The organism is Bacillus kalamii, from assembly GCF_047238185.1.
Taxonomy (GTDB): Bacteria; Bacillota; Bacilli; order Bacillales; family DSM-1321; genus Bacillus_AD.
Genome location: NZ_JBDFMI010000006.1, coordinates 130,751 through 155,658, shown reverse-complemented (window position 1 = coordinate 155,658; position 24,908 = coordinate 130,751). Strand labels below are relative to the sequence as shown.

Sequence of the window (24,908 nt, the reverse complement as noted above, 5' to 3'; positions counted from 1 at the left end):
AATGGTTTCTTTAATTAGTAAAAAAAAGCTGTGTTAGGTGCACCCTGAAAGTTAGAGTTGAAATTAACTTTTGGGGTGTTTTTATATGTTCCTAGTATCTGTAGGGAAGTCCTTATTTGGCTCGTTGGAATAGCAAAACCACACTAGCCGCTAAAATACCCAACTTTATAGATGAATCATTTCATAGTAAGAAATACATAATGTTAAAAGATCCGAACGGACATGAATCTCTACTAAGAATTTCATGTCATAGTCCGGATCTTTCTTAATCTAAAATATTATAGTATGTTCCTGCCGCTTTTGTTTCTATTTCAACGTCTCCTGAGTTGCTGGAGACGGATCTTTCTTACATTCCGTATGTTGAGAAGTTGAATATGGCGTTTAGATAAGCTGATTTCTGCCTCTCTTTAAAATTAATGGATGCCATAATAGGAATCCACGTCATACCCTTTTGCCTTATAATAATCCATGATTCCATAAAAGATAGCTTCTGCCGCTTTTTTTTGGTAAACCTCAGATTTTAGTTTAGCAGCGTCTTCCTTATTGCTTAGGAAGCCTGTTTCAACAAGCGCAGCGGGCATGTCAGTATTTTTTATGACGATGTAACTATTGTCTTTCACATGCCGATCGCGTGTTTCCAAAGCATTAACAACGCGTTTTTGGATGTAAGAGGCCAGTTTCTGGCTTTCATACATTCTTTGGTCAGGGTTGCTCGGTTTATAGTAATACGTTTCTGTACCATTTGCAGAAGTATTATTGTCTACGCTGTTGGCATGCACGCTCACGTATAAATCTGCTCCCTGGGCGTTAGCCCATCTTGCACGTTCATAAATGCTCATAAACTCGTTATCTGTCGTTCTTACGTATTTGGTCCCAAAATCTGTTTGATCGAGCATTTGCTTCATTTTCAAGACAATGCTAAGGACGATGTCTTTTTCCTTCGCTCCGTTCCCTATAGTCCCGGAATCTTGCATGCCATGGCCTGCGTCAATGATGAGCAGCAAGTCCTTCACGGATTTTCCATTGCTTGGCGTATTGGCATTTGCCGAGCTGCCCAGGTATTTGCTTAGGACAAAACCAATGACACTGTTTGAAGATTTGATCATGGACCAATTGCCGACTGTGTAGGCGATGCTTACTGTTTCGCCTTTATTCAACGAGGCGATCGGAGCATATTCTGTGGAAGGCCCTTTTCTTACGTTCAGCGGGTCGTTTGCATCCACATTCACGTATTTCGTACCTGTGAATGTTGTTTCCGCCGGGGTCCGCAACGTATAGTCAATCGCTCTTGCTAGGAAAATGGCCATCTCGTCACGGGTTCCCGGGCGGCCGGCTGCAAAGCTATTGTCCGATTGTCTTTGGTCTATTCCGCGATCTAATAGGGCGCGTGCTGCCCCGGAAGTCGTGTTGTCAAAGCTATAGTTGAATGCACGTGAAATAATGGTTGCCATTTCACCGCGTGTGATTGTTTTGCCTGGTTTAAAGTTGCCGCCTTTATAACCTGCTATAAAACCTTTATCCGTAGCGGCTTGGATATACCCGGATCCGGTTGTTCCCAGTTTCGTTACATCCTTGAATTTTGTATCGCGCGGCGTCCCTTCCAAATCCAAAGCCCGTCCGAGCATGATAGTGAATTCGGCACGGGTGATTTTGTTGTTAGGATTGAAATTGCCGTATTTATCCCCTTGAACAATACCGCCTTCAGCTAAATAAGTGATTTCTTTCATATGTTGACTATTGGGGCCAATGTCTTTAAACGTCTTTGTTGCCGCTTTTGATTGTCCGATATGAGCGGAAAATACAGTTGTAGCAGCAAGCAAGAAACATGCTGTTAGTTTTACTCCCTTTTTCAATCTGTTCCCTCCTATGATGTAATACCGCTCATAATCCTACCACACTATTTTCAAAAAATTCCTTTGACATACTTATATATTTTACACAAGATTCTTTAGATTCGTTTTTGGGAGGCGGTTGATCTGGTCTGCGAGAAGTGGAAAATGTATAACCTTCTATTATGCAGATTTTCCATAGGATGATGGGAATCTCATTTAAATAAGTTTTTGTATTCATAGTTTAAAAAAATTTTAATTTCTATGAAACTATTCCCTCTTTAATCCGTCTTATAAAGTGTATGGAAAAATTTTCTTTTTTAGAGTATGATTCGCTTAAGTGTTTCATAGTTTAAGAAAGTATGATTGAGATATTAAGGGGGAAGGTCATGAAGAAAGGGATGAAACAATGGGCTGCAGCTGGTTGCAGTACAGTCCTGGTAGCGTCGATGGCATTGCCGTCAGCAGCGCTTGCCAAAGAAGAAAAGAGCAATGCGAATGTGAAGAGTACATCATCTATTGTACAGTCGTTGAAAAAGCAAGACCAAAAAGAGAAAGAAAAGTATTCAGTCAGCGACAATTCATTCATTATTAAATATAGCTCGCCGTTATCCGCTGCAGAGCATCGTGCTGCTGGAGGTACGGTGAAGAGGCAGATTGCGGATTTGCATTATGCCGAAATTACAGTGAAGAATAAGAAAGACCTGGCAAAGGTTATGAAAACATACAGCAAACTCGGCAAGATAAAGGCCATTACACCAAGTTATATCTATAAAAAACTGGAAGTAGCGCCAGACCCTAAGGCAAATCTGCAATATCAACATGGCCTTCTACATAGTGAAGCAGCCCAGAAGCTGGCCGGGAAAAATAAAGTAACGGTTGCCGTTATTGATACAGGCATCGATAAGAACCATCCGGATCTAAAGAAGAACCTGCTTCCGGGCTATAATGCAGCTAATCCTGCGAATCAGCCTGTAGCTGGTGATCATGGCACACATGTAGCGGGCATCATTGCTGCAGAAAAAGGAAACGGAATAGGCGGCTATGGAATGGCGCCTAATGTGAAAATCCTTCCGATTGATGTATTTGATGGCGGTTATGGCGCATCGGATGCAGCCATAGCAGACGCCATTCTTTATGCGGTGTCTCACGGCGCCAAAGTCATCAATATGAGCTTAGGCGGGTATGGTTCGACACCGATTCTTGAAGATGCCGTTAAAACGGCCATCAAAAAAGGCGTTGTGGTTGTTGCTGCTGCCGGTAATGAAAATACGGATGATGTCAGTACACCTGCAGGTTATGAAGGAGTTATATCCGTAGGCAGCGTAAACAGCGATAAGAAGCTGTCTTCCTACAGCAACTATGGGCCATCGGTGGATGTTGTAGCCCCAGGTGAAGAAGTCTACAGCTCACTGTATGATTACGAAAAGAAATCGACCTATACGTACGGAAGCGGAACGTCGATGGCATCTCCTGTTGTGGCCGGGGCTGTCGCCTTGCTGAAGACTAAATACCCTAATTTGACGCCGGCCCAGGTCGAATACGTGCTGGAAAAGACCGCTGAAGACCTAGGGGCAAAAGGCTTTGATACGAAATATGCCAACGGCCTGATCAATATCGTGAAGGCCATGTCCTATAATGTGAAGAATATACCTTCTTATGTAAAGAATTCCTATTCCGGCGAGGAAGCGCTAAAGTCGGCGGAAGCAGTCGATGGCTCTAAAAAAATCGTTAAAGAAGCAGTAATGACAAAACCATTTGAACAGAAATGGATAAAGTTTGACGTGAAGAAAGATCAATACATCCAAACATTGCTGAAAGGAAGCAAGCAATACGACTATAAATTGATGGTCCGTTTCTATGGAAAAGATGGAAAAGTAGAAGAAAAAGAAGTGAATGACACCCAGGATGGCAGCGTAGAAGCGAAACTGTTGAAAGCCCCGTTCGATGGTACAGTCGCAATCGGTGTGAAAGATGTAAATGGAAGCTATGATGACAGCAGCAAAAAAGCATCAGCCTATACATTAACGGTTGAAACAGCGGACAAGCTTCCTGAAGACGAAACTTCTGTATCAAAGATGATCAATCTGAAGGATTTGCCTTATAAAACGCCAACTCCGTTCACCATTGCCGGTGAGGGAGGCGATTATGATTATTTTACGTTTAAATTGACTGAAAAGCAGATGGTGAAAATCGACATGTCAGGCATTCCTGGCTTGAATGCTGGAATCGATGTTTACAATATCACATCCTTGTTTGACGGCCAATCCTTGAGCGAGGAAGAGAAGGCGGCACAGCTTAAAGAGGTTTTAGAAGGTGAGGAAGGCTATTCCGGCGATTTCTCGGCCAGTGCCAAGAGTAAGGGAAAAGGTGCTTCTCTGACGTTCGTGGCTGAACCGGAACAGGAATACGTGATTAAAGTATCAGGCGATAAGACAAGCGATAATTGGTTGTTCGAAATGCTTGCCGCGATTTTAGGCATATCTCTGTCAAATGTGGCACAAGATGAAGAAAAGCCTTCTTCGTTGCTGCCGTATACGTTAAATGTCCAAACGAAGGCAGTGCAGGAAGATGAAGATGGATTGGATGAGGAATCGCTTTATAGTGGGGAAGCATCGGAAACAACTGAACAAGAAGAGTTAGATTCTAGCATTTCCAATAAAATGAAATCTGCCTTCTCCGCTTTTTCAGCAGCGGAAGCCGATTCTTATTTGGACCAGCAAACGAATATGGTGGACAAGCTATTGCAGAATGGCCGGCCGTTCAAAGTAGGGGACACATCCACGGGTTACCTGCAAAGTCAGCAGGATCTAGATTATTTTGTCATCGAGCCGACAGAGTCAGCCATCGTAAAATTTAAGGTAGCCAATAAAGATGGAGTCATCCCTGCAGTTAGCATCGGTGAAATCACCGATGAAAAAGATGAGAACGGGGATCGCTACGCTTCCATTAATTCAATTGGGCAAAATCTTGATTTCTCAGGAAGCGAACCGGCCTCGAAGGATTATGTGCTGACTGGGCTGCAAAAAGGGAAAAAATATGTGATTGAAGTCTCGCATGACTGGGAAACAGGCAACTCGGTATCGGTTGAACCTTATGAAATTTCGGCTGAGAATGTAGTGATGAATCCACAGGATAAATATGAGCCGAATGATGAAGCCAATGCAGTAAAACTTCCGGGCAACGTGGTAAAAGCTAATTTTGCCATGCCTAATGACGTTGACTCTTACTACTACACGGCTGTGAAAGATGGCATTAAAGCTATTACTCTTCAAGCTGGCAAACCATCTAAGGAATTGCTAGGGAAATATCCTCAAGAATTGCTCAGCCAGGTTCATCCGATAGGCATTGTCTATGAAGATACAAATAAAAATCATAAAGTGGATTATGATAAGGACGTCGCCATTACTGAAATCCAAAAAGGGCCTCTTGGCTTTACATCTGCTTCCTTCAATGTAAAGAAGGGAAAATCGTATATTTTCCAAACTTCCGGCTATATGGTAGATGACATCAGTTTCTCAATGGTCCCATATACAATGACGTTTGCCGATATGGGCCGGAAAGATGAATCTACATCATCCAAACCAATCAAGATGAACAAGGGCAATGGAATGTCCTTTAACGGGACAGGATATTTGAATACCGGTGTGACAGGCGGAGATGATGATTGGTTTACATTTGAGTTGGCGAAGAATGCCAAAGGGACCATTACATTGGCTACTGGTAAGGAAGGGGACGGCGTACTAGATATTTATCAGAATGGTAAATTAATCAAGCACTCGGATTCTTACCTGCAAAACGACGATGAGATTGTTTCCGTTAATCTGAAAAAAGGTAAGTACCAAGTAAAAGTAAGCGATGCTGCTGGTGTTGCAAGCATCACTCCATATAAGGTGAAAGTCGATTTGAAATAGGACGGAAGGGCTGCCCTGATATGGGGCAGCCTTTTTTAAGTTCCTTTAAAGAGAAGGATATGGGAAGTAAGAAAGTCCGCATACTTTTAAAATCGTTAAAATATATTGGTGATAAGGGTGTATTCCTCAATTTTCTCTAGTAAAGACAAATATACAAGCCTTTTCCTTAGGTATGCATAACGTATATTGTAGATTAATTTACTAGAAAGGAGTTTTGTTTATGAATGAAAGTAAAAAAAGATACTCTAAACAGAGAAGCCGGTTTTTCTTTAATTTCTCTGGCGACTGTTCCCGCCGTGATCGTGAAGATGAAAAAGGCGGTAAAAGGGAGAGCCGCTGATGGGCGATGAAATGGGGCGTTATGACAAGAGGAAAAGCCAGTTTTATTTTGATTTCTTGAATAATAACGGCCTGGCAAAAGGAACGGCAGGTCCTCAGGGTCCTCAAGGCGAACAGGGTGAACGCGGTCCTAGGGGCTGGCCGGGAGCGCAAGGGCCTCCTGGCAAAAATGGAGCCATCACCCAATTGATTGTAGGAAGCAATGTTCCGGCATTGCCGTCCTTGGCTGTTGCTGACACGTTCTCTGCGCTTTCCGCGATTAAGGCCAATTTATCAGATAAGGCAAATCTTATAAGATTGACTGCGTCGGTTTATTCGGTCATTGAGGAATCGGAAGAGGCGCCAGTGCAGCTTAAAGGCAATATAATCGAATTTCATGTTAGGCGGGTGCCTGGGGGCGTGGTTAAAACCATCAAACAGTCGGACTCTTATGCGATGAATACCTTTTTTACAGCAATCGACGAACCTGGCGCAGGAAGATACGAGTATGTCCTCGAAGCAAGGCTCGTAAGTGCTAGTCCTGCTGAACAGCATGAAACCGTCAAAGATGTTTCATTCACAGCTGAAATCGTTGAAAAATAGCATAGAAAGGCCATCATATACGCGATATGATGGCTTTTTTTTATGTGCTGCTTCTTTTAAAGGGGGATTCCCCCCCATAAATAGGAGTTTCCCTGATAGCGGGTTGATTAGGATTGTTCAATAATGAACATAAAGAATGATTCAATAATTGATTCCCTCAATACAACAATCATTCTATATGAAGGAGTGGATCTGGACCAATGAAAAAGAAATTTGGACTGCGATTCTTCAAACCCACTGAACGGTATTCCGGCAACTGGTCTTCTTTGGAGGAAAAGAGCCGTGAATGGGAAAAAATGTACCGCCAGCGCTGGTCCCACGATAAAGTGGTCAGAACAACGCATGGTGTCAATTGTACAGGTTCCTGCAGCTGGAAAGTGTTTGTCAAAAATGGAATCATTACATGGGAGAATCAACAAATCGATTATCCTTCTTGCGGGCCTGATATGCCTGAATTCGAACCCCGGGGCTGTCCGCGCGGCGCATCATTTTCATGGTATGAGTATAGTCCGCTTCGAGTGAAGTATCCATATATAAGAGGCAAGCTGCTCCGCATGTGGAAGCAGGCCTTATCACAATATAAAAACCCGGTCGATGCGTGGGCAAGCATCGTGGAAGATCCGGAAAAATCGAAAGCCTATAAACAGGCGCGCGGAAAAGGCGGGCATGTACGTGCCAGCTGGGAGGAAGCAAACCAGCTCATTTCAGCCCAATTGATCTACACAATCCGTAAATATGGCCCGGACCGCATCGCCGGCTTTACGCCGATTCCGGCTATGTCGATGATCAGCTATGCATCCGGCGCGCGATTTGTATCGCTGCTCGGGGGCGAAATGCTCAGCTTCTACGATTGGTATGCCGACCTTCCGCCATCCTCCCCGCAAATTTGGGGAGAACAGACGGATGTACCGGAATCAAGCGACTGGTATAATGCCGGCTATTTGATCATGTGGGGCTCCAATGTTCCATTGACCCGTACACCGGATGCCCACTTCATGACAGAGGTGCGCTACAAAGGGACAAAAGTAGTGTCCGTGGCGCCTGACTTTGCTGAGAATGTAAAGTTCGCCGATAACTGGCTGGCTCCTAACCCAGGTTCGGATGCTGCAGTCGCCCAGGCAATGACACATGTTATTTTGAATGAGTTCTATGTGGAACGGCAGGAGCCGATGTTCCTGAACTATGCGAAGCAATATACCGATATGCCATTCCTGATTACGCTCGATGAGCATGAAGGCAGCCTAAAGGCAGGCCGTTTCCTGCGCGAAAGCGATTTAGGGCTGGGCACGGAACATGCGGAATGGAAGCCTGTCATTTTTGACCAGGCAGCTAACGAAATTCTCGTTCCGAACGGTACAATGGGCCAACGCTGGGAGGAAGGGAAGAAGTGGAATCTGATCCTTGAGCGTGAAGATGGATCTGTGATCGATCCCGCTTTATCAATGGAAGAGCACGGAGCGGAATGGAAGGAAATCGTGTTCCCTTATTTCGATAATGCCGGAAACGGTACGTTCAAACGGATGATTCCAGCCAAAAAAGTGGCCATGGCGGATGGAAGCGAACGTCTGGTGGCAACCGTTTATGATTTGATGCTGAGCCAATATGGCGTGAAGCGCGGGCAGGCTTATGAAGCAAAAGGCTATGATGACGCTGAATCGCATTATACACCTGCTTGGCAGGAATCCTTCACAGGCGTCAAACCGTCCATCGTGACGCAGATTGCCCGTGAATTCGCCCAAAACTCAATTGATACAGAAGGGCGCAGCATGATCATTATGGGAGCGGGCATCAACCATTGGTTCAACAGTGATACCATCTACCGTTCCATCTTGAATCTGGTGATCCTGACTGCTTCACAGGGTGTCAATGGCGGCGGCTGGGCGCACTATGTCGGCCAGGAAAAATGCCGTCCAATCGAGGGCTGGTCAACAGTTGCCTTCGCAAAAGACTGGCAGGGCGTGCCGCGCCAACAAAATGCTACTTCCTTCTATTATTTCGCCACTGACCAATGGAAGTATGAGGAGTCAAGCGTTGAATCGCTGCAATCGCCGACGGGTGGAGAAGTCCGCTATAAGCATCCGGCCGATTACAATGTGTTGGCCGCCCGTCTTGGCTGGCTTCCATCTTATCCTCAATTCAACAAGAACAGCCTTGCCTTCGCCGAAGAAGCGAACAAGCAAGGCAAGAACAGCAATGAAGAGATTGTGAAGCTGGCTGTCGAACAAGTGAAGGCAGGGGAAACCCAATTTGCGGTAGAGGATCCGGATGCGCCGGAAAACTTCCCGCGTACGTTATTTGTCTGGCGTTCGAATCTGATTTCCAGCTCGGCCAAAGGCCAGGAATATTTCATGAAGCATTTGCTTGGCACATCGAATGGATTGCTTGCACAGCCGAATGAAGACGATAAACCGGAGGAAATGGTCTGGCGCGAGGATGTCGAAGGGAAGCTCGACTTGCTCGTTGCCTTGGATTTCCGGATGACATCGACACCCATGCATGCGGATGTTGTCTTGCCGGCAGCTACTTGGTATGAAAAGACGGATATTTCATCTACAGATATGCATCCCTTCATCCATCCGTTCAACCCGGCCGTCAATCCGCTTTGGGAATCGCGTTCAGATTGGGATATTTACCGTTCGCTCGCGAAAACATTCTCGGAAATGGCCAAGGAGCATTTGCCTGGCGTATATAAAGATGTTGTAACGGCGCCGCTTGGACACGACTCCATCAATGAGATCGCCCAGCCTTACGGTGAAATCAAGGATTGGAAAAAAGGCGAGACAGAAGCCATCCCTGGAAAAACGATGCCGAAATTCACGATTGTCGAACGTGATTATAGTGCCATTTACGATAAATTCGTCACTTTGGGGCCGCTTTTGGAAAAAGGCAAGGTCGGAGCGCACGGCGTCAGCTTCCCTGTGGCTGAGGAATATGAGGAATTGAAGCAGATCAATGGCATGTATGAGGATGATTCCATTAAATCCGGGCTTCCGAAGCTCCATACCGCCCGCGATGCAGCCAATGCCATTCTCCATCTATCCTCTGCGACAAACGGAAAAGTGTCGCAGCGCGCCTGGGAAGCATCCGAGCAGGATACAGGGGTTGAACTGAAGGATATTTCCGCAGACCGCGCAGCGGAGCGGATTACCTTCCAAAATATTACGATCCAGCCGCGTGAGGTCATTCCGACACCGGTATTCCCTGGATCGAATAAAATGGGGCGGCGCTATTCACCGTTCACGACGAATATTGAACGGCTTGTCCCATTCCGGACATTGACGGGCAGACAGCATTTCTATATCGACCATGAAATTTTCCTGCAATTCGGGGAAGCATTGCCAGTCTATAAACCGACGCTGCCGCCGATGGTTTTCGGATCGAAGGACAAAAAGATTATCGGCGGACAGGATTCGCTTGTTCTTAGATATTTGACGCCGCATGGCAAATGGAATATCCACAGCATGTACCAGGATAATCTCCATATGCTGACGCTGTTCCGCGGCGGCCCCGTTGTCTGGATCAATGATGAGGATGCTTCCTCCAATGAAATCCAGGATAATGACTGGCTCGAGGTCTATAACCGCAACGGCGTTGTGACGGCCAGAGCCGTCGTTTCACACCGTATGCCTAAAGGGACGATGTTCATGTACCATGCACAGGATAAGCATATCAACGTTCCCGGCTCTGAGATTACGAAGGAACGCGGCGGCAGCCATAATGCCCCGACAAAGATTCACGTGAAACCGACACAGATGGTCGGCGGCTATGCCCAGCTTAGCTACGGATTCAACTATTACGGACCGATCGGCAACCAGCGTGACCTGTATGTGGCAGTCCGCAAAATGAAGGAGGTTGACTGGCTTGAAGATTAAGGCGCAAGTAGCAATGGTGTTGAACCTTGATAAATGTATCGGATGCCATACATGCAGTGTGACATGCAAAAGCACATGGACCAACCGGCCAGGCGCTGAATATATGTGGTTCAATAATGTCGAGACGAAACCGGGTGTCGGCTATCCGATGAGATGGGAAGACCAGGAGCAATATAAGGGCGGCTGGACACTCAAGAACGGAAAGCTTGAATTGAAATCAGGCAGCAAGCTGTCCAAAATCGCTCTGGGAAAAATTTTCTACAATCCGGATATGCCCGAGATGGAACAATATTATGAGCCATGGACGTATAACTATGAACATCTGACGAATGCAGGAGAGAAGAAGCACCAGCCGGTTGCCCGCCCGCATTCCGTCATTACAGGGGATAAGATGGATCTGAAATGGGGGCCTAACTGGGAGGATGACCTGGCAGGCGCCCCTGTTACAGGGCCGCAGGATCCGAATATACAAAAAATCGAGGAGGATATCCAGTTCAATTTCGAACAGGCCTTCATGATGTATTTGCCCCGTTTGTGCGAGCACTGCCTGAATCCGGGTTGTGTGGCATCCTGCCCATCCGGGGCCATGTATAAGCGCGATGAGGACGGCATCGTCCTTGTCGACCAGGAGGCTTGCCGCGGCTGGCGCTATTGCATGTCTGGCTGCCCTTATAAAAAGATTTATTTCAACTGGAAGACGAATAAAGCGGAGAAATGCACATTCTGCTTCCCGCGTGTAGAAGCTGGGCTTCCGACAGTCTGCTCTGAAACGTGCACCGGTAGAATCCGCTATTTGGGTGTCCTGCTTTATGATGCTGACCGTGTTTCTGAGGCAGCGTCCATTGAGGATGAGCAGAAGCTGTATGAAGCCCAATGTGATCTGTTCCTTGATCCGAATGATCCGGCTGTCATTGAGCAGGCGCGCAGGGACGGCATTGCGGAGGACTGGATTGAAGCAGCACAGCAATCGCCTGTTTATAAGCTGGCGATTGAATATAAGCTGGCCTTTCCGCTCCATCCGGAATTCCGGACATTGCCGATGGTGTGGTACGTTCCGCCGCTTAGCCCGATCATGAATTACTTTGAAGGCAAGGATTCTATTGAAAATCCGGATTTGATTTTCCCGGCTATCGAAGAGATGCGGAATCCGATCCAATATATCGCTAATTTGCTGACAGCAGGAGATACAACGTCTGTCAAGCAATCGCTGCAGCGGATGGCGATGATGCGCTCCTTTATGAGAGCGAAGTCATCAGGCAAGGAATTCGATGAAAGCAGATTGGAAAGGGTCGGATTGACAGCCGCCCAGGCGCAGGCTATGTACCGATTGCTCGCCATCGCCAAATATGAAGACCGTTTTGTGATCCCTACTTCCCATAAAGAAACCTATCAGGATCCATACCGTGAACAGGGATCAGCCGGTTATAGCATGGATTGCGGAGGATGCGGAGCCGCTTCCGGCAAATCCGGCAAGGAGATTTATGAAGAAAACTTTTATGGGGGAATATGGCGTGATTAATCTGGAGAAATTAACTCACTGTAAACCTGCATTCGGTTTTTTTGCCCAAACATTAACGTATCCGGAAAAAAGGGATTTTCAGCCAGATCTATTCAATGGAGCTTTTGATCCTAGTAGTCCTGGCTATGAATCAGCAAAAGCCTATTGGGAACAAATCCATGGTTTCAGCATGGAGAAAATAGAAGAAGCATATGTAGAGACGTTCGATTTCGACAAGCATTCAACGCTGTACATGACCTTCCCTAAATTCGGCGATACGAAGGAACGGGGGCAAATGCTTGCCCGCTTGAAGGTCATGTATGAAATGTTCGGGCTGCAGATGCCCGAAGAGGAACTATCCGATTATTTGCCGCTTATGTGCGAGTTTATCTATGCAGCAGAATGGGAGGATGACAGCCACGCCGAGGAAAGCTTCCGGATGTTCATTGCTGTCCTGGAAGATGGGACCTTTCATTTATTGAACGCCCTTAAGGAAAATGAAAGCCCGTATTATCATCTGGTGAAGAGTCTTCGCGATACGGTGAAGTCCTGCATAATAGAAGGGAGCGAAAAGGCATGAACGTCCTGAATCAATTCCTATGGGTCATCTTTCCGTACATCTGTCTGGCTGTTTTTGTAGTGGGGCATATTTTCCGCTATCGCAATGACCAGCTGGGCTGGACGGCCAAATCCAGTGAGTTCGTTGAAAAGAAACAGTTGAAAATAGGAAGCATGATGTTCCATCTAGGCATTATACCGGTCATTCTCGGCCATGTTGCCGGGCTTGTGGTCCCGAAGGAATGGATGGAATCGCTTGGTGTCGATAATCATCTTTACCACATCGGAGCCGTTTATATCGGCGGAGTCTTCGGGTTGCTGACGCTTGGAGGGATGTTCATTCTGACATGGCGCCGTTTCACAAAGAAAAATGTCCGCCAGCTGAGCTCTTTATCCGATATCATTGTAAATGTTCTGCTGCTGTTCATCGTCATTATGGGCATGTACAGTACAGTCGTAACGAACGCGGTCGATCCTTCTTTTGATTACCGCGAGACGATTTCAATTTGGTTCAGGGGGCTGTTCACATTCAATCCCCAGGCTGCTCTGATGGCTGCTGTGCCGTTATCCTTTAAAGTCCATATCATTTCCGGGTTCTTCATTTTTGCCTTGTGGCCATTTACGCGTCTGGTGCACGTCTGGAGTGTACCGGTCACATATGCAAGCCGCAATTACATTTTGTATCGCAAAAATAGCCGGGCATAAACGTGAAGAAGAAGGCAAACCTGCCTTCTTCTTGTTGTTTTCGGGCATTAAAGGCCTTATGATGGAGGTAAAGTGAACCAGCCGCTGTGCTGGCTAAGAATCTATCAAACAGATAAATGATTGCTGCAAGGAGTTTTGGTTATGGATGAAAAGCGGATATTCGATTGCCAACAAGCTATAGATGAAATTAGGAAACGCTTTGCATTTGATTTCGTTTCGTTGTCGGTAGAGAATGTAGGGGAGGATTTGCGGGTAATCAGATGGCAGTATGCTTCGGGCAATGTCAACGACCGCTATAAACGGATTGTCCTCTATTCGGGAAAAGGGATAGCAGGGATTGTCTATAAAACAGGCAAGCCGATGCTGATTGTGGATGTGGAGAAAGAAGTGCCAGCGGGCGATCGGATCAGCTATCCGATCCTTAACGCCGAACGGCTGAAAAGCGTGGGTGCCATTCCTCTCTGGAAGAATAAGAGGGTGGCTGGTGTGCTGTTGATCGGTTCCCGCCATGCTTCCGGAGTATCTGAAAAGGGATTCGAGGAGTTACAGTCATACCTTTCTTCCGGTTTCGGCCCTTTTCAAACAAAGGAGTTGTAGCAAGCTATGGGTTACCAGAAAAGTGATCTAGATCAATATATGTCGCTCTATTATGAGAATAGCCGCCAGGCCCTTATTTTCTTGAAGGGGGATGGCGATGTCATTGGTATGAACAGGGCTGCTGAGCGGTTACTTGATGGCCAAACGCTGTCATTGGTGAAAAATCATAACGCTCCAGGGATATGCCTGTTTTGCCGTGGATTCACATCCGAAAAGGAAACGGTTACCTGTGCAGGTTGTTTTCTCGAACAGCCGGAGCAGGATTTTTCCTCGTTCCAGTTATACCTGAAAGGAAAAGAAGATGACCGGCTGGTCCCTTATTCGGCGAGCTTCCAGAAAATCGACGGCGACAAGGGCATTTATGCATTAACTCTGCAAGATTTGACGCTGCAATACAAAACACGTGAATCCCTTTATCGCTCTAAAATGATGAGTTATGTCATCAAGGCGCAGGAAGACGAGCGGAAGCGGATTTCCCGTGAGCTGCATGATAGTGTGGCACAGGAGCTGTTAAGTTCATTGGTCGATATGCGCGTCATGAAATATATGAATCTGAATGAAGAGGCGCTTCAAAAGCTGAAGCATACAGAAGAGACAATTACTAGATTGCTTGAGGAAATCAGGAATCTATCAGTTGAGCTCCGCCCGGCTTCGTTGGATGATTTGGGCCTGGAGGCGGCATTCCGCTCCCACTTCAAATGGGTAGAAATGAACTATGGCATTATCGTCCATTTTACGGCAGAATTATCATCGGCGCGCTACAGTACGGAAATCGAGACAGTCGTCTATCGGATCTGCCAGGAAGCCATACTGAACGCCATCAAATATGCAGAAAGCGATGAATTGTTCGTCCGCCTGTACGAAGAAAAAGGGAATCTTGTGCTGTATGTGAAGGACAAAGGCGTTGGATTCAATGTCCAATACCGGGAAATAAAAGGAACCGGCCTCGGTCTATATGGCATGATGGAACGGGCGCAGCTTGTGGACGGGGAACTGGACATTCAGTCGCAAATCGGCAAAGGGACGGCCATTACGCTGAGGATTCCGATGGATAAAGAACGGTTGATAGAGGAGGATTCCAATTGAGAATAGTCATCGCAGACGATCATGCCGTCGTAAGGAGCGGCTTCACCATGCTGCTCAACTATCAGAAGGATATGGAAGTGGTCGCCACCGCTGCGGACGGAGTGGAAGCTTATGCGATGGTTGCCGAGCACCATCCCGATGTCCTGCTTTTGGACATTTCCATGCCGCCGGGGGAAAGCGGGCTGATTGCCACAGGCAAAATCAGCGAGGATTTCCCTGAAACAAAGATTCTTATCCTGACCATGTACGATGATGAAGAATATTTATACTATGTGCTGCGGAACGGAGCATCAGGCTATATACTCAAGAGCGCGCCTGATGAGGAATTGGTTTCCGCCATCCGGACAGTCTATAACGGCGGGACATACATCCAGCCGAAGATGGCGACACTGCTCGTCAGGGAATATGTGCAAAAGGACCATAGCGCCGATGAGAATGATCCCTTCAAAATTCTGTCCAAGCGCGAATTGGAGATTCTGCCACTGGTGGCAAAGGGATACGGAAATAAAGAAATAGCGGAAAAGTTATTCATTTCCGTCAAAACCGTCGAATCGTATAAGGCGAAAATCATGGAGAAGCTTCATTTGAAAAGCCGCCCGGAGCTGGTCGAATATGCGCTTAAGAAGAAGCTTCTCGATTTTTAAAGAAGAATAGGGAGTCCCGCATGCAGGAAGAGGGGGATTCCCTATTTTTATTGGCGGGGCCCTATTTTAAAATAGCGGTAGGGAATCAAGTTATGTATCATTCAAACATTTACTTTGGATGAGGTGATCTACGTGATCAAAAAAATGCAATTGCCATTGCAAACATTGAACCTTGTTGTGGGGTTCATGGTATGGGTTATCATTTCTTCATTATTGCCGTTTATTAAGGATGACATTGCCATTCCGGCAGACAAACTGGCCATCATTACGGCCATTCCGGTTATACTGGGCTCGGTACTGCGGATCCCACTCGGATATTATGCCAATATAGTCGGAGCTAGAATCGTTTTTTTAATCAGTTTTATTGTTTTATTATTTCCGGTTTTTTATATAAGTGAAGCATCCTCTTATGTCGATTTGATTATCGGCGGTTTATTTATCGGGGTCGGCGGAGCCATTTTCTCTGTGGGTGTCACATCTCTGCCCAAGTACTATCCGAAAGAGAAGCATGGTTTTGTCAATGGAATTTACGGCGCCGGCAACATCGGGACGGCAATTACGACATTTGCCGCTCCTGTCATCGCCACTCAATACGGCTGGTCATTGACGGTCAAATTGTATTTGATCCTGTTGCTTCTGTTCGCGGCCTTGAACTTCTTCTTTGGCGATCGGACAGAAACAAAAGTGAAAGAACCGATCATGGACCAAATGAAGGATGTCTATAAGAATGAAAAATTGTGGGCGTTCTCGTTGTTTTACTTCATTACATTTGGCGCTTTTGTTGCGCTGACTGTATTCTTGCCGAACTTCCTGGTGACCAATTTTGAGTTGAGCAAGGTGGATGCAGGGGTAAGAACGGCAGGATTTATCGCACTGGCCACTTTATTCCGCCCAATCGGCGGCTGGCTGGCTGACCGTTTCCAGCCGTTGAAGTTGTTGATGGGAGCTTTTATAGGTTTCATTATAGGCGCGCTTGTTCTCTCTATGTCTCCAGATATTGTCTTATATACCGTAGGCGTTCTTGTCATTGCGCTTGCATGCGGAATTGGGAATGGCGTTGTCTTCAAGCTAGTGCCAACATACTTCCATAAGCAGGCCGGTACCGTCAATGGAATCGTATCGATGATGGGCGGGCTTGGCGGTTTCTTCCCGCCATTGGTCCTTTCAAGCATCCATTCCATGACAGGAAGCTATTCACTCGGCTTTGTCCTGTTGGCTGCCTTTGCGCTCGTAAGCTTGCTGCTTGTATACAGCCTTCGCAAACAGAACAGACAAAAGCAAGTGACGTTCGGTTAATACATGTAAGCATCATATAGGAAGCTGGAGAAACGGGTGACTGTGTCAGCCGTTTCTCTGTCTATGTGAGAAAGGAAGGAATTCTATGGAACAGCCAATTATGGATGCTTTGAATCGCCCGATGAAGGATTTGCGCATATCGGTCACAGACCGTTGCCCGTTCCGTTGCCATTACTGCATGCCAAAGGAAATATTCGGGGCCAATTATCCTTTCCTGAAGCGGGAAGAACTGCTCTCTGTAGAGGAAATGTACCGGCTTGCATCGATTTTTGCAAAAATGGGGGTGCGCAAAATCCGTTTGACCGGTGGCGAACCATTGATGAGAAAAGAAATAACAGAATTCATTTCTATGCTGAGTGGGTTGGATTTGATAAAGGACATCGGGCTGACAACCAATGGCCTCCTTTTGGACCGTTATGCCGCCCGGTTATACAACGCTGGATTGCGCCGTCTGAACATTAGCATGGATGCACTTGATCCAGATGTATTCGGTAAGATGAATGGAAGAGGCATTAGTCCGGCCATTATTTTGAAGCATATTGATATGGCAGCCGGCATGGGGTTTGCCGTCAAGGTGAATATGGTCGTGCAAAGAGGCGTGAACGACCAGGAAATTTTGCCGATGGCGCATTATTTTAAAGAAAGAAATATCCCTTTGCGCTTCATCGAATATATGGATGTAGGAAATGAAAATGGCTGGACTTTGGATGAAGTCATTACGAAAAAAGAAATCTACGAATCTTTGAATAGAGAGTTTGGACTGCAGCCTCTGGAAGAGCATTATTTCGGGGAAGTAGCCAAACGGTATGCCTACAGCGATGGGAAAAGTGAAATAGGGTTTATTTCTTCCGTCTCAGACACGTTCTGTTCGTCCTGCACACGCCTTAGACTCTCTTCGGACGGCCGGTTGTATACCTGCCTATTTGCTTCGGAGGGATTCGATTTGCGTTCCCTTCTTCACGGGGGCGCAACTGACCATGAACTTGAACAGGCGATTATTGCCGTATGGAATGGGCGCAATGACCGTTACTCTGAGTTGCGTACCGGCCGGTTGCATGTCCGCAATAAAAAAATAGGCATGTCTTATATCGGCGGCTGATTAAAAAAGGGGTGGATGAAGCATGCCGTTTACAGCTGAATTGCAAGCGTTGCTCATGGCGATCGGCACGAAAAGAAACATGATACAGCATGATTATTTGTTCCTGGAAGGAATGGACAATGAAGCCTTATTCTTTTTAGAGTCCGGACTTGTCCGCCTAGTGAAAGGAAGCAGTGATGGAAAAGAACTTATCATGCGGATTTGCCGGAGCGGAGAATTGGTGGGCGAGGCTATCTTGTCCACAGGCGAATCAACGTATGCCCTGTCTGCAGAAATTATAAGGAATGGGGAGGCATATGCCATTCCAAAAGGCGCATTGTTGGACGAGCTTGGGCGGCGGCCGAAGCTTTCTATCGAAATGCTGCAGTGGAGCAGCCTTCAGGCACGTAAACAGCAAATGAAGCTTCGCGATTTCTTGCTGTATGGCAAGAAGGGGGCCCTATATTCTACGCTGATACGCTTGTCCAATTCATACGGCATCCGTTCGGGGGGAAGCATCATCATCTCGTTGCCTTTCTCCCATCGCGAGTTGGCCGGGTTTTGCCAATTGACAAGAGAAAGCGTCAACCGCTTATTGCGCCAGCTAATCCAGCTGGGAGTAATTCACTACGACAGCCGGGGAAGAGTGGTGATCGATGATTTCAACTTCCTGAAATCATCGATCCAATGTGAAAATTGTCCGGCTCACATATGTAATATCCATTGACCTTCCATTTAATACGGAAGAAACACCATTCCAAGGAAATAGAGGACGGCTACAGCAATTTCGATGATGCCGATCGTCATGATCGGCAATGTCCGTCCGTACAGGAACCAAGCGCGCAGCATACTTGGGACATAGGCGATGGTCTTCCATCCTCCGCCGATCGCCAATATGATGAAAGGCAGCAGTATATAATAGCCCCATGAATAATATTTAAACATCTTGTTTTTCTTTTCCCTGATCATCGTCTTTACATAAAAGGTAGTCCCTAAAAAGAATAGGAAAGAATGAAGGGCAAGAACCCACGCTTCCTTGGTAAGCTTTCCGGCCCCTAAATAGTAGCTGGCAAGCCCCCCGACACAGAAGGCAGCAATGGCCGCCAAGTCATTCAAAAAGGCGCGGTCCCGGTTCTTTTTGGCGTAATACAGATTGATCAGGAACATCGGCGCCATGACCAAGCCGAAATAGACCATCCGGAAATGAACCCATAGAATAGGCAGCAGACAAACAATGGCAAGCAGACTATAAATCAAAGCCCATTTTTGATAGAGCTGTTTTTTCTTTCTTTGTTTTTTGCATAGTAAAGTCAGCGGGTAAGTGGCTAAATAGAGCAGCAGCCAGCCGGCAAATAAAGGGATATGCCACACCGTACTTCCCCCTGCAAGCATTTCAAGCGCAAACGGGATGAATAGCATGGCCCACGCCCCGTGTTGTTTAGGAATCAGCATATACGAACGCTCCTTTCTTCCTCTATTGTACCGGTTTTTGGCCGGTGCTGGTGTGATCTTTTTCATAGTGTAGTCGATAAGAAGGCAGACATGCAGCTTTCTTTCTATTGAAGAGAGGGAAGGATGCATATATGATGAAAAAAAGAGGTGACAGGAGGAATCAGGATGGAAGGCAAAATGGTATCGATCAATATAGGTAAACCGCTCTTATTCGAGTATGATGGAAAGGCAATTGAAACGGGAATTTTTAAGAAGCCGGCGGAAGGCCCTGTGTTTTTAGGGACGTTGAAATTCGACGGGGACGGGCAGGCGGATTTGAAGCATCATGGTGGTGCCGATAAAGCAGTATGCGCTTATTGTTATGACCATTATCCATACTGGGAAAAGGAACTTCAGCAGAAGCTGGAATTGGGCGCGTTTGGCGAAAATCTGACTGTACAGGGGATTCAGGAAAAGGACGTCCATATCGGCGATATCTTTGAGCTTGGAGAAGCACTTGTCCAGATTACACAGCCACGGCAGCCGTGCCATAAAATCGCCAAAAGGTATGATCGCAAGGATTTGGCATTGTCCGTCCAAAATACAGGGTACACAGGATTTTATTTGCGTGTCCTGAAGGAAGGATTCGCCAGCAGCAAGGATGAATTGATTCTCGCCAAAAAGCATCCTGAAGCGGTGACGGTCGAATTTGCCAACCGATTGATGCATCACGATAAGGATAATCAAGCTGGTTTGGAACGGATTTTGTCCATTGAAGAGCTTTCTTCCAGCTGGAGGGAAACGTTCACTAAACGGCTGAAGGGGATAGATGCTGGTGTAAAGGAACGATTGGATGGTTGAATGGGAAATACGATTAAGATAAATTAACCAATAAAAGAAATATTTTCATGTTAGTCTTGTAATCGTTAGGCTATGTGTTAAAATGATAATGTAACACCATTTCCGTTTTGTAATACCATAAATTAAGGTCAAAAGGTTGGTCGAAGACAAAAAAGATATCTGCTTTAAAGCAGATATCTTTTTTGTTGGTGTTAAGAAAGGCCAGGCAATGTCTATTGGTTAAACAGATTTGGTTTTCCTGTTTTCTTTTACATAGTGGACAATGAAAGTTGCTACAAATGCCACTATCATGACAGTAAAGAAAATGCTGTTAGGGATTTCGATATCAATTAAAGTAATTCCCATTTTGACGGCTATAAAAGCGATTAACAGATACGCTGTCGTTTCAAGCTCCGGCACTTTTTCCATCAATGTGATGAACACAGTGGCGATGCCCCGCATGACCAAAATACCGATCATACCGCCGAGTAAAACAAGCCATACTTCATCTGAGACGGCTAGGGAAGCAAGGATGCTATCTACAGAAAAGCTCAAATCCATTAACTCGATGGAGATGATGGTCGCCCAAAATAAGCCGAATGTGCGAACGAGAACCCCTTTTATTTCCTTTTGTTCAGGTGCCCCATCTTCTTCTTTTTCAGAAGATGAAGAGAATTTTTCTCTGAAGAAATTGATGGAAAGCCATAATAGGTAAAGGGCTCCTAAAAGCTTAATGAACCATAAGTGAATTAAATAGGTTCCTAGTCCAATAAGAATGAAACGGAATATATAGGCCCCCCACAAACCATAGACTAGTGCCTTTTTCTGCTGATGTTTAGGTAATCGCTGTACAAAGGCGGATAGCACAAGTGCATTATCTGCCGACAATAAAATTTCAAGGACAGCTAATGAGGCAACAAGCCCCCAACTGCTCGGTTTTGATAATTCTTCAATCCACATATGCAGATCGAGTAAAGAAGCATATGAAGCTAATATGTCATGTAACAAGGTTCTTTCTCCTCCTTAGTGCCATTATAGAACACAGTAAAAAAAATCACTAGAAATCAGACTGACTAATGCGACAATTTTTGTGGCACATACCCTCTCGTGTATATCTTTTCCATACAGCGGGGAAGATATAAGTCCTAATTACAGATAAGAAAAGCCCATCTGTTATTCCAGGTGGGCAGAAAAAAGCTATGCTTCTTGTACGGTTGCTATTTTCCAAGTGCTTAGATCCATGTCATCCTTAATCAGGATATTGGCAGGGAAAATGAATGTCCAAGGTTTTGTTGTATTTGCTTTAACTTCGAGGTCATTCAGTTGGAATCCGCCTTTTGCGACTATTTCATTTTTGGCATCGGTCACTTGAAGCGGCAATTGTTGAATGGTGATATTTTTAGGACTTCCGTTTCGGATCAATACAGTAACATGCAGATCTCCATTTTCGCGCTTAGATGCCTGCATTCCCATGAAATTCACTTCTCCTTCTTTAGGAGGAGTTAAGTCGTCAACCAAGTTCCGAAGCTTTTCTTTATCTTCCGTACTTAGGCTTGAATTCCATGATTCTTCCAAATCAAGTGAGTGCTTAGGTTTTATTTCAAAGGCAAGTGTCCAATCATTTGTATTGTATTCATCCTGCATGATTGTACCAACAGGGAAGATGAATTGCCAAGGACGGCTGCTTCGGCCGGGCAGTTCGCCAAGCTCTGCCATGTTGAATTCATTGCGGGCGATCGGCTGTTGTTCACTGTCGAGTAACAGCAATGTCACTTCTTCAAAAGTGATCGGTTTAGCAAGGCTATTCCGTACAAACGCGATAGCAATCAATTGTCCGTTTTCATCTTTATGCAATTCGATAGGAGCCAAAGAAATCTGGTTTGGTTTTAAAGGTGCTAATTCATTGTTCATAAAGCGGTAAACATAACCTTGCTCTTCGGGTACGTCCCAGGAGGGATGGATGGATAAATCAGTATCGATGTCTTCAGCTACGTTTATTACTTCATCACTCTCGTTCAACATATCAGTTGCAGAAACTGAACTTTCTTTGCCTTCTTTTTGAACTTGTGTCTTGTTTTTTCGGAAAAAGGAACGCATTTGTTTTCCTCCTTAGTAATATAAGTGCAGGGTGTAACCGGATTTATTCTTGTGTTTGGACATGGAATGAGATTTCATGAGCCATTTTTTTGCTGATTTGATTATATGACATTTGGAACAGTTCGAAGCCTTCGTTCTGGTAGATGCGCATTGGATCTTCCTGTTGGTATGAACGCAATCCTATTCCTTCCTTCAAGCGGGTCATTTGTTCTAAATGGTGAATCCATTCCTGGTCGATAATTGAGACCATTCCATATTTTAATGATGTTAGGAAGTTCTCGTTTTCAGCATATTCGTTCAGTTTTTCCATATAATCTTCTGCGTATGGCTGTACGATATCTTCAATGTCTTCTCTATTGGCGATTGATTCAGGGAATGCAATCTCGTTTCCGATAAGCAGACCATTCATTTCAGTTTGAAGTTTTTGAAGTGGCCATTCTTCTGGTATAGCATCTTCACGGCATAAATCGTGGATCAGGTTCTTAACTGCCAGCGGGATCATCTGTTTGGACAATTCGATTAAATCATTGCCTTCTATAATTCTGTTCCGCAAAGAATAGATGATATTGCGCTGTTCATTGATGACATCGTCAAGCTTTAGATTATATTCCCGCATGGAGAAGTGGGAGCCTTCCACAATCTTTTGGGTGCGGTCGATAAAATCGTACATATTTTTATTCGTAACTAGGCCTTCTTGGTCGGTTTTGATTTTTTTACTTAATTTCTCCAGTTCTTCATAGGCGAAACGGCTAAACATATCATCTTCAAGAGATAGGAAGAAACGGCTGTCCCCTGGATCGCCTTGGCGGCCGGCCCGTCCACGAAGCTGGTTATCAACACGGCGGCTTTCGTGTTTTTCCGTACCAAGGACGAATAAACCGCCGGTCTCGGCTACCCCTTCACCCAGCAGGATATCGGTACCTCTTCCAGCCATGTTTGTTGCGATTGTTACATGTCCTTTTTGTCCGGCAACGGATATTAGAGCAGCTTCTTGCTCAACACTTTTCGCATTCAACAGGTTGAATGGAATGTCAGCTTCGTTCAAATATTCGGCAACTGTTTCTGATTGGAGAATGGAGGTTGTTCCAATCAATACAGGTTGTCCTTTACCATGGCACTCCTGCACCTGGCGGACCATGGCTCGATATTTATCTTTTTTTGTTTTGAAAAGCTTATCTTCGTGGTCCACACGCAACTTCGGCCGATTTGTCGGTATGGGAATGACATCCATTCCATATACTTGCAGGAATTCCTTTTCTTCTGTTTTGGCGGTGCCTGTCATTCCTGAAAGGTTAGGGTACATTCGAAAGTAGTTTTGGATTGTAATGGATGCCTGCGTTTTATTCTCGTCCGTTACAACCAGACCTTCCTTCGCTTCGATGGCTTGGTGTAAGCCGTCGCTCAATGAACGGCCGTCCATAATACGTCCTGTGAATACGTCGACCAATTCAATTTTGCCTTCCTTTACAATATAATCGACGTCACGCTGGAACATAACATGTGCGCGGACGCTTTGGATGACATAATGATAAAGAGTTTGATGTTCGAGGTCGTACAGGTTATCGACTCCGAAGGCTTTTTCAACCATTTCAATTCCTTTATCGGTTAAGCTTGTAGCTTTTGTTTCTGGATCAAATGTATAATGTTCTTCATTTTTGAAGCGTTTTGCAAGCTTGGCAGCTATATAATGAAGGTTTGAATTGGATTGTGACTTCCCTGCAATAATTAACGGAGTCTTTGCTTCATCGATTAAAACGCTGTCCACTTCATCTATGATGGCAAAATGGTACGGTCGCTGTACTTTTTCGCTTTTATCAATGACCATATTATCACGGAGGTAATCAAACCCGAATTCTGTGCCGACACCGTAGGTGATGTCAGATGCGTATGCCTCCTGTTTTTCGTGAGGCATCATCTGTGGTACATTCAAACCGACAGTCAGGCCGAGGAACTCATGTATCTGTCCGATGATTTCCCGATCACGCTTGGCTAGGTAATCATTGACAGTGATGACATGAACGCCCTTGCCTTCTAATGCCCGTACATAACTTGGAAGAGAAGCGACCAGCGTCTTTCCTTCACCAGTGGCCATCTCGGCGATATTCCCATCTGTAAGGACAAGCCCTCCGATCAATTGGACATCGAAATGCCGCATGCCTAAAACCCGCTTAGAAGCTTCACGGACAACGGCAAATGCATCAGGTATGATATCCTCCAATTTTTTGCCGTCAGCAAGAGATTCTTTAAACGAATTGGTCATATCTTTTAGCTCTTCATCAGTCATAGGTGTATACTTTTCTTCAAGAGAATTGATTAATTGAACTGTCTTTTTATATTTTTTTAACTTTTTCTGACTTGCATCGGTAAGTGTATTTTTTAAAAAGGTTAACATAAGTATTGTTTGCCCCTTGTTTCTTAAGTGAATTTTCTTTTTATAGAAATAATACTATTTATTTTACCAAAAGAAAAATGAGATTACTATAAGGATGGTAGAGATAATAAGGAATTGAAAGATTTTCCTGCTGTATATGGTTTTATAAGA

Annotated in this window: 18 protein-coding genes; 13 read left to right on the top strand and 5 right to left on the bottom strand. The window is 45.4% G+C overall.

Translation table 11 applies throughout. From position 1 onward, the window contains the following. Positions 1–413 precede the first annotated feature (413 nt). Entirely contained in the window at positions 414–1,853 is a 1,440-nt protein-coding gene (locus tag ABC357_RS18570) for an N-acetylmuramoyl-L-alanine amidase (RefSeq protein WP_412889091.1), read from the bottom strand. Between the two features lie 365 nt (positions 1,854–2,218). Here ABC357_RS18570 and ABC357_RS18565 point away from each other — a divergent pair, with 365 nt between their 5' ends. From ABC357_RS18565 to ABC357_RS18510, 12 genes are all read left to right on the top strand, one after another. After that, complete coding sequence (locus ABC357_RS18565) at positions 2,219–5,743, top strand: S8 family peptidase (protein WP_412889090.1); 3,525 nt, start codon at positions 2,219–2,221, stop codon at positions 5,741–5,743. Positions 5,744–6,082: 339 nt separating this feature from the next. Next, positions 6,083–6,664: a collagen-like triple helix repeat-containing protein gene (locus ABC357_RS18560; RefSeq protein ID WP_412889089.1), complete on the top strand. Its 582-nt coding sequence runs from the start codon at positions 6,083–6,085 to the stop codon at positions 6,662–6,664. Positions 6,665–6,864: 200 nt separating this feature from the next. Next, the gene (locus tag ABC357_RS18555; RefSeq protein ID WP_412889088.1) at positions 6,865–10,536 is read left to right on the top strand and encodes a nitrate reductase subunit alpha; all 3,672 of its coding nucleotides are present in this window, start codon (positions 6,865–6,867) and stop codon (positions 10,534–10,536) included. Beyond that, positions 10,526–12,055: a nitrate reductase subunit beta gene (gene narH, locus ABC357_RS18550; RefSeq protein ID WP_412889087.1), complete on the top strand. Its 1,530-nt coding sequence runs from the start codon at positions 10,526–10,528 to the stop codon at positions 12,053–12,055. Before ABC357_RS18555 ends, narH begins: the two co-directional genes overlap by 11 nt. Further along, entirely contained in the window at positions 12,048–12,614 is a 567-nt protein-coding gene (narJ, locus tag ABC357_RS18545; RefSeq protein WP_412890070.1) for a nitrate reductase molybdenum cofactor assembly chaperone, read from the top strand. Before narH ends, narJ begins: the two co-directional genes overlap by 8 nt. Continuing rightward, on the top strand, positions 12,611–13,297 hold the full coding sequence (gene narI, locus ABC357_RS18540; protein ID WP_412889086.1) for a respiratory nitrate reductase subunit gamma: 687 nt from the start codon (positions 12,611–12,613) through the stop codon (positions 13,295–13,297). Before narJ ends, narI begins: the two co-directional genes overlap by 4 nt. 141 nt (positions 13,298–13,438) lie before the next feature. After that, complete coding sequence (locus ABC357_RS18535; RefSeq protein ID WP_412889085.1) at positions 13,439–13,894, top strand: GAF domain-containing protein; 456 nt, start codon at positions 13,439–13,441, stop codon at positions 13,892–13,894. A gap of 6 nt (positions 13,895–13,900) precedes the next feature. Then, positions 13,901–14,980: a sensor histidine kinase gene (locus tag ABC357_RS18530; RefSeq protein WP_412889084.1), complete on the top strand. Its 1,080-nt coding sequence runs from the start codon at positions 13,901–13,903 to the stop codon at positions 14,978–14,980. Next, positions 14,977–15,624: a response regulator transcription factor gene (locus ABC357_RS18525; RefSeq protein WP_412889083.1), complete on the top strand. Its 648-nt coding sequence runs from the start codon at positions 14,977–14,979 to the stop codon at positions 15,622–15,624. The genes ABC357_RS18530 and ABC357_RS18525 overlap by 4 nt, the downstream gene beginning before the upstream one ends. A gap of 132 nt (positions 15,625–15,756) precedes the next feature. Next, the gene (locus ABC357_RS18520; protein WP_412889082.1) at positions 15,757–16,920 is read left to right on the top strand and encodes a nitrate/nitrite transporter; all 1,164 of its coding nucleotides are present in this window, start codon (positions 15,757–15,759) and stop codon (positions 16,918–16,920) included. A gap of 85 nt (positions 16,921–17,005) precedes the next feature. Beyond that, a complete protein-coding gene (gene moaA, locus ABC357_RS18515) occupies positions 17,006–18,019 on the top strand; it encodes a GTP 3',8-cyclase MoaA (RefSeq protein WP_412889081.1) in 1,014 nt (337 codons plus the stop codon). A gap of 22 nt (positions 18,020–18,041) precedes the next feature. Then, positions 18,042–18,725, top strand: coding sequence for a Crp/Fnr family transcriptional regulator (locus ABC357_RS18510; RefSeq protein ID WP_412889080.1), 684 nt, complete (start codon positions 18,042–18,044; stop codon positions 18,723–18,725). A gap of 8 nt (positions 18,726–18,733) precedes the next feature. Here ABC357_RS18510 and ABC357_RS18505 read toward each other — a convergent pair whose 3' ends face one another. Next, entirely contained in the window at positions 18,734–19,450 is a 717-nt protein-coding gene (locus ABC357_RS18505) for a YwiC-like family protein (RefSeq protein WP_412889079.1), read from the bottom strand. A gap of 165 nt (positions 19,451–19,615) precedes the next feature. On the opposite strand from ABC357_RS18505, the gene ABC357_RS18500 reads away from it, so the two are divergent. Then, positions 19,616–20,290 (top strand): MOSC domain-containing protein, encoded by a 675-nt coding sequence (locus ABC357_RS18500; RefSeq protein WP_412889078.1) that lies wholly within the window; start codon positions 19,616–19,618, stop codon positions 20,288–20,290. A gap of 219 nt (positions 20,291–20,509) precedes the next feature. Here ABC357_RS18500 and ABC357_RS18495 read toward each other — a convergent pair whose 3' ends face one another. The 3 genes from ABC357_RS18495 to secA2 all read right to left on the bottom strand — a co-directional run bounded on the left by ABC357_RS18495 (position 20,510) and on the right by secA2 (position 24,758). Further along, entirely contained in the window at positions 20,510–21,277 is a 768-nt protein-coding gene (locus tag ABC357_RS18495) for a TerC family protein (protein WP_412889077.1), read from the bottom strand. 189 nt (positions 21,278–21,466) lie between these two features. Next, complete coding sequence (locus tag ABC357_RS18490; protein WP_412889076.1) at positions 21,467–22,366, bottom strand: accessory Sec system S-layer assembly protein; 900 nt, start codon at positions 22,364–22,366, stop codon at positions 21,467–21,469. A 43-nt stretch (positions 22,367–22,409) separates the two neighbouring features. Continuing rightward, entirely contained in the window at positions 22,410–24,758 is a 2,349-nt protein-coding gene (secA2, locus tag ABC357_RS18485; protein WP_412889075.1) for an accessory Sec system translocase SecA2, read from the bottom strand. Between the last annotated feature and the right edge of the window lie 150 nt (positions 24,759–24,908).

Bases quoted from the DNA above. Each gene is read 5' to 3' on its own strand.
- ABC357_RS18565 (WP_412889090.1), top strand. From the start codon at position 2,219: ATGAAGAAAGGGATGAAACAATGGGCTGCAGCTGGTTGCAGTACAGTC.
- ABC357_RS18560 (WP_412889089.1), top strand. From the start codon at position 6,083: ATGGGCGATGAAATGGGGCGTTATGACAAGAGGAAAAGCCAGTTTTAT.
- ABC357_RS18555 (WP_412889088.1), top strand. From the start codon at position 6,865: ATGAAAAAGAAATTTGGACTGCGATTCTTCAAACCCACTGAACGGTAT.
- narI (WP_412889086.1), top strand. From the start codon at position 12,611: ATGAACGTCCTGAATCAATTCCTATGGGTCATCTTTCCGTACATCTGT.
- ABC357_RS18535 (WP_412889085.1), top strand. From the start codon at position 13,439: ATGGATGAAAAGCGGATATTCGATTGCCAACAAGCTATAGATGAAATT.
- ABC357_RS18530 (WP_412889084.1), top strand. From the start codon at position 13,901: ATGGGTTACCAGAAAAGTGATCTAGATCAATATATGTCGCTCTATTAT.
- moaA (WP_412889081.1), top strand. From the start codon at position 17,006: ATGGAACAGCCAATTATGGATGCTTTGAATCGCCCGATGAAGGATTTG.
- ABC357_RS18510 (WP_412889080.1), top strand. From the start codon at position 18,042: ATGCCGTTTACAGCTGAATTGCAAGCGTTGCTCATGGCGATCGGCACG.
- ABC357_RS18505 (WP_412889079.1), bottom strand. From the start codon at position 19,450: ATGCTGATTCCTAAACAACACGGGGCGTGGGCCATGCTATTCATCCCG.
- ABC357_RS18500 (WP_412889078.1), top strand. From the start codon at position 19,616: ATGGAAGGCAAAATGGTATCGATCAATATAGGTAAACCGCTCTTATTC.
- ABC357_RS18490 (WP_412889076.1), bottom strand. From the start codon at position 22,366: ATGCGTTCCTTTTTCCGAAAAAACAAGACACAAGTTCAAAAAGAAGGC.
- secA2 (WP_412889075.1), bottom strand. From the start codon at position 24,758: ATGTTAACCTTTTTAAAAAATACACTTACCGATGCAAGTCAGAAAAAG.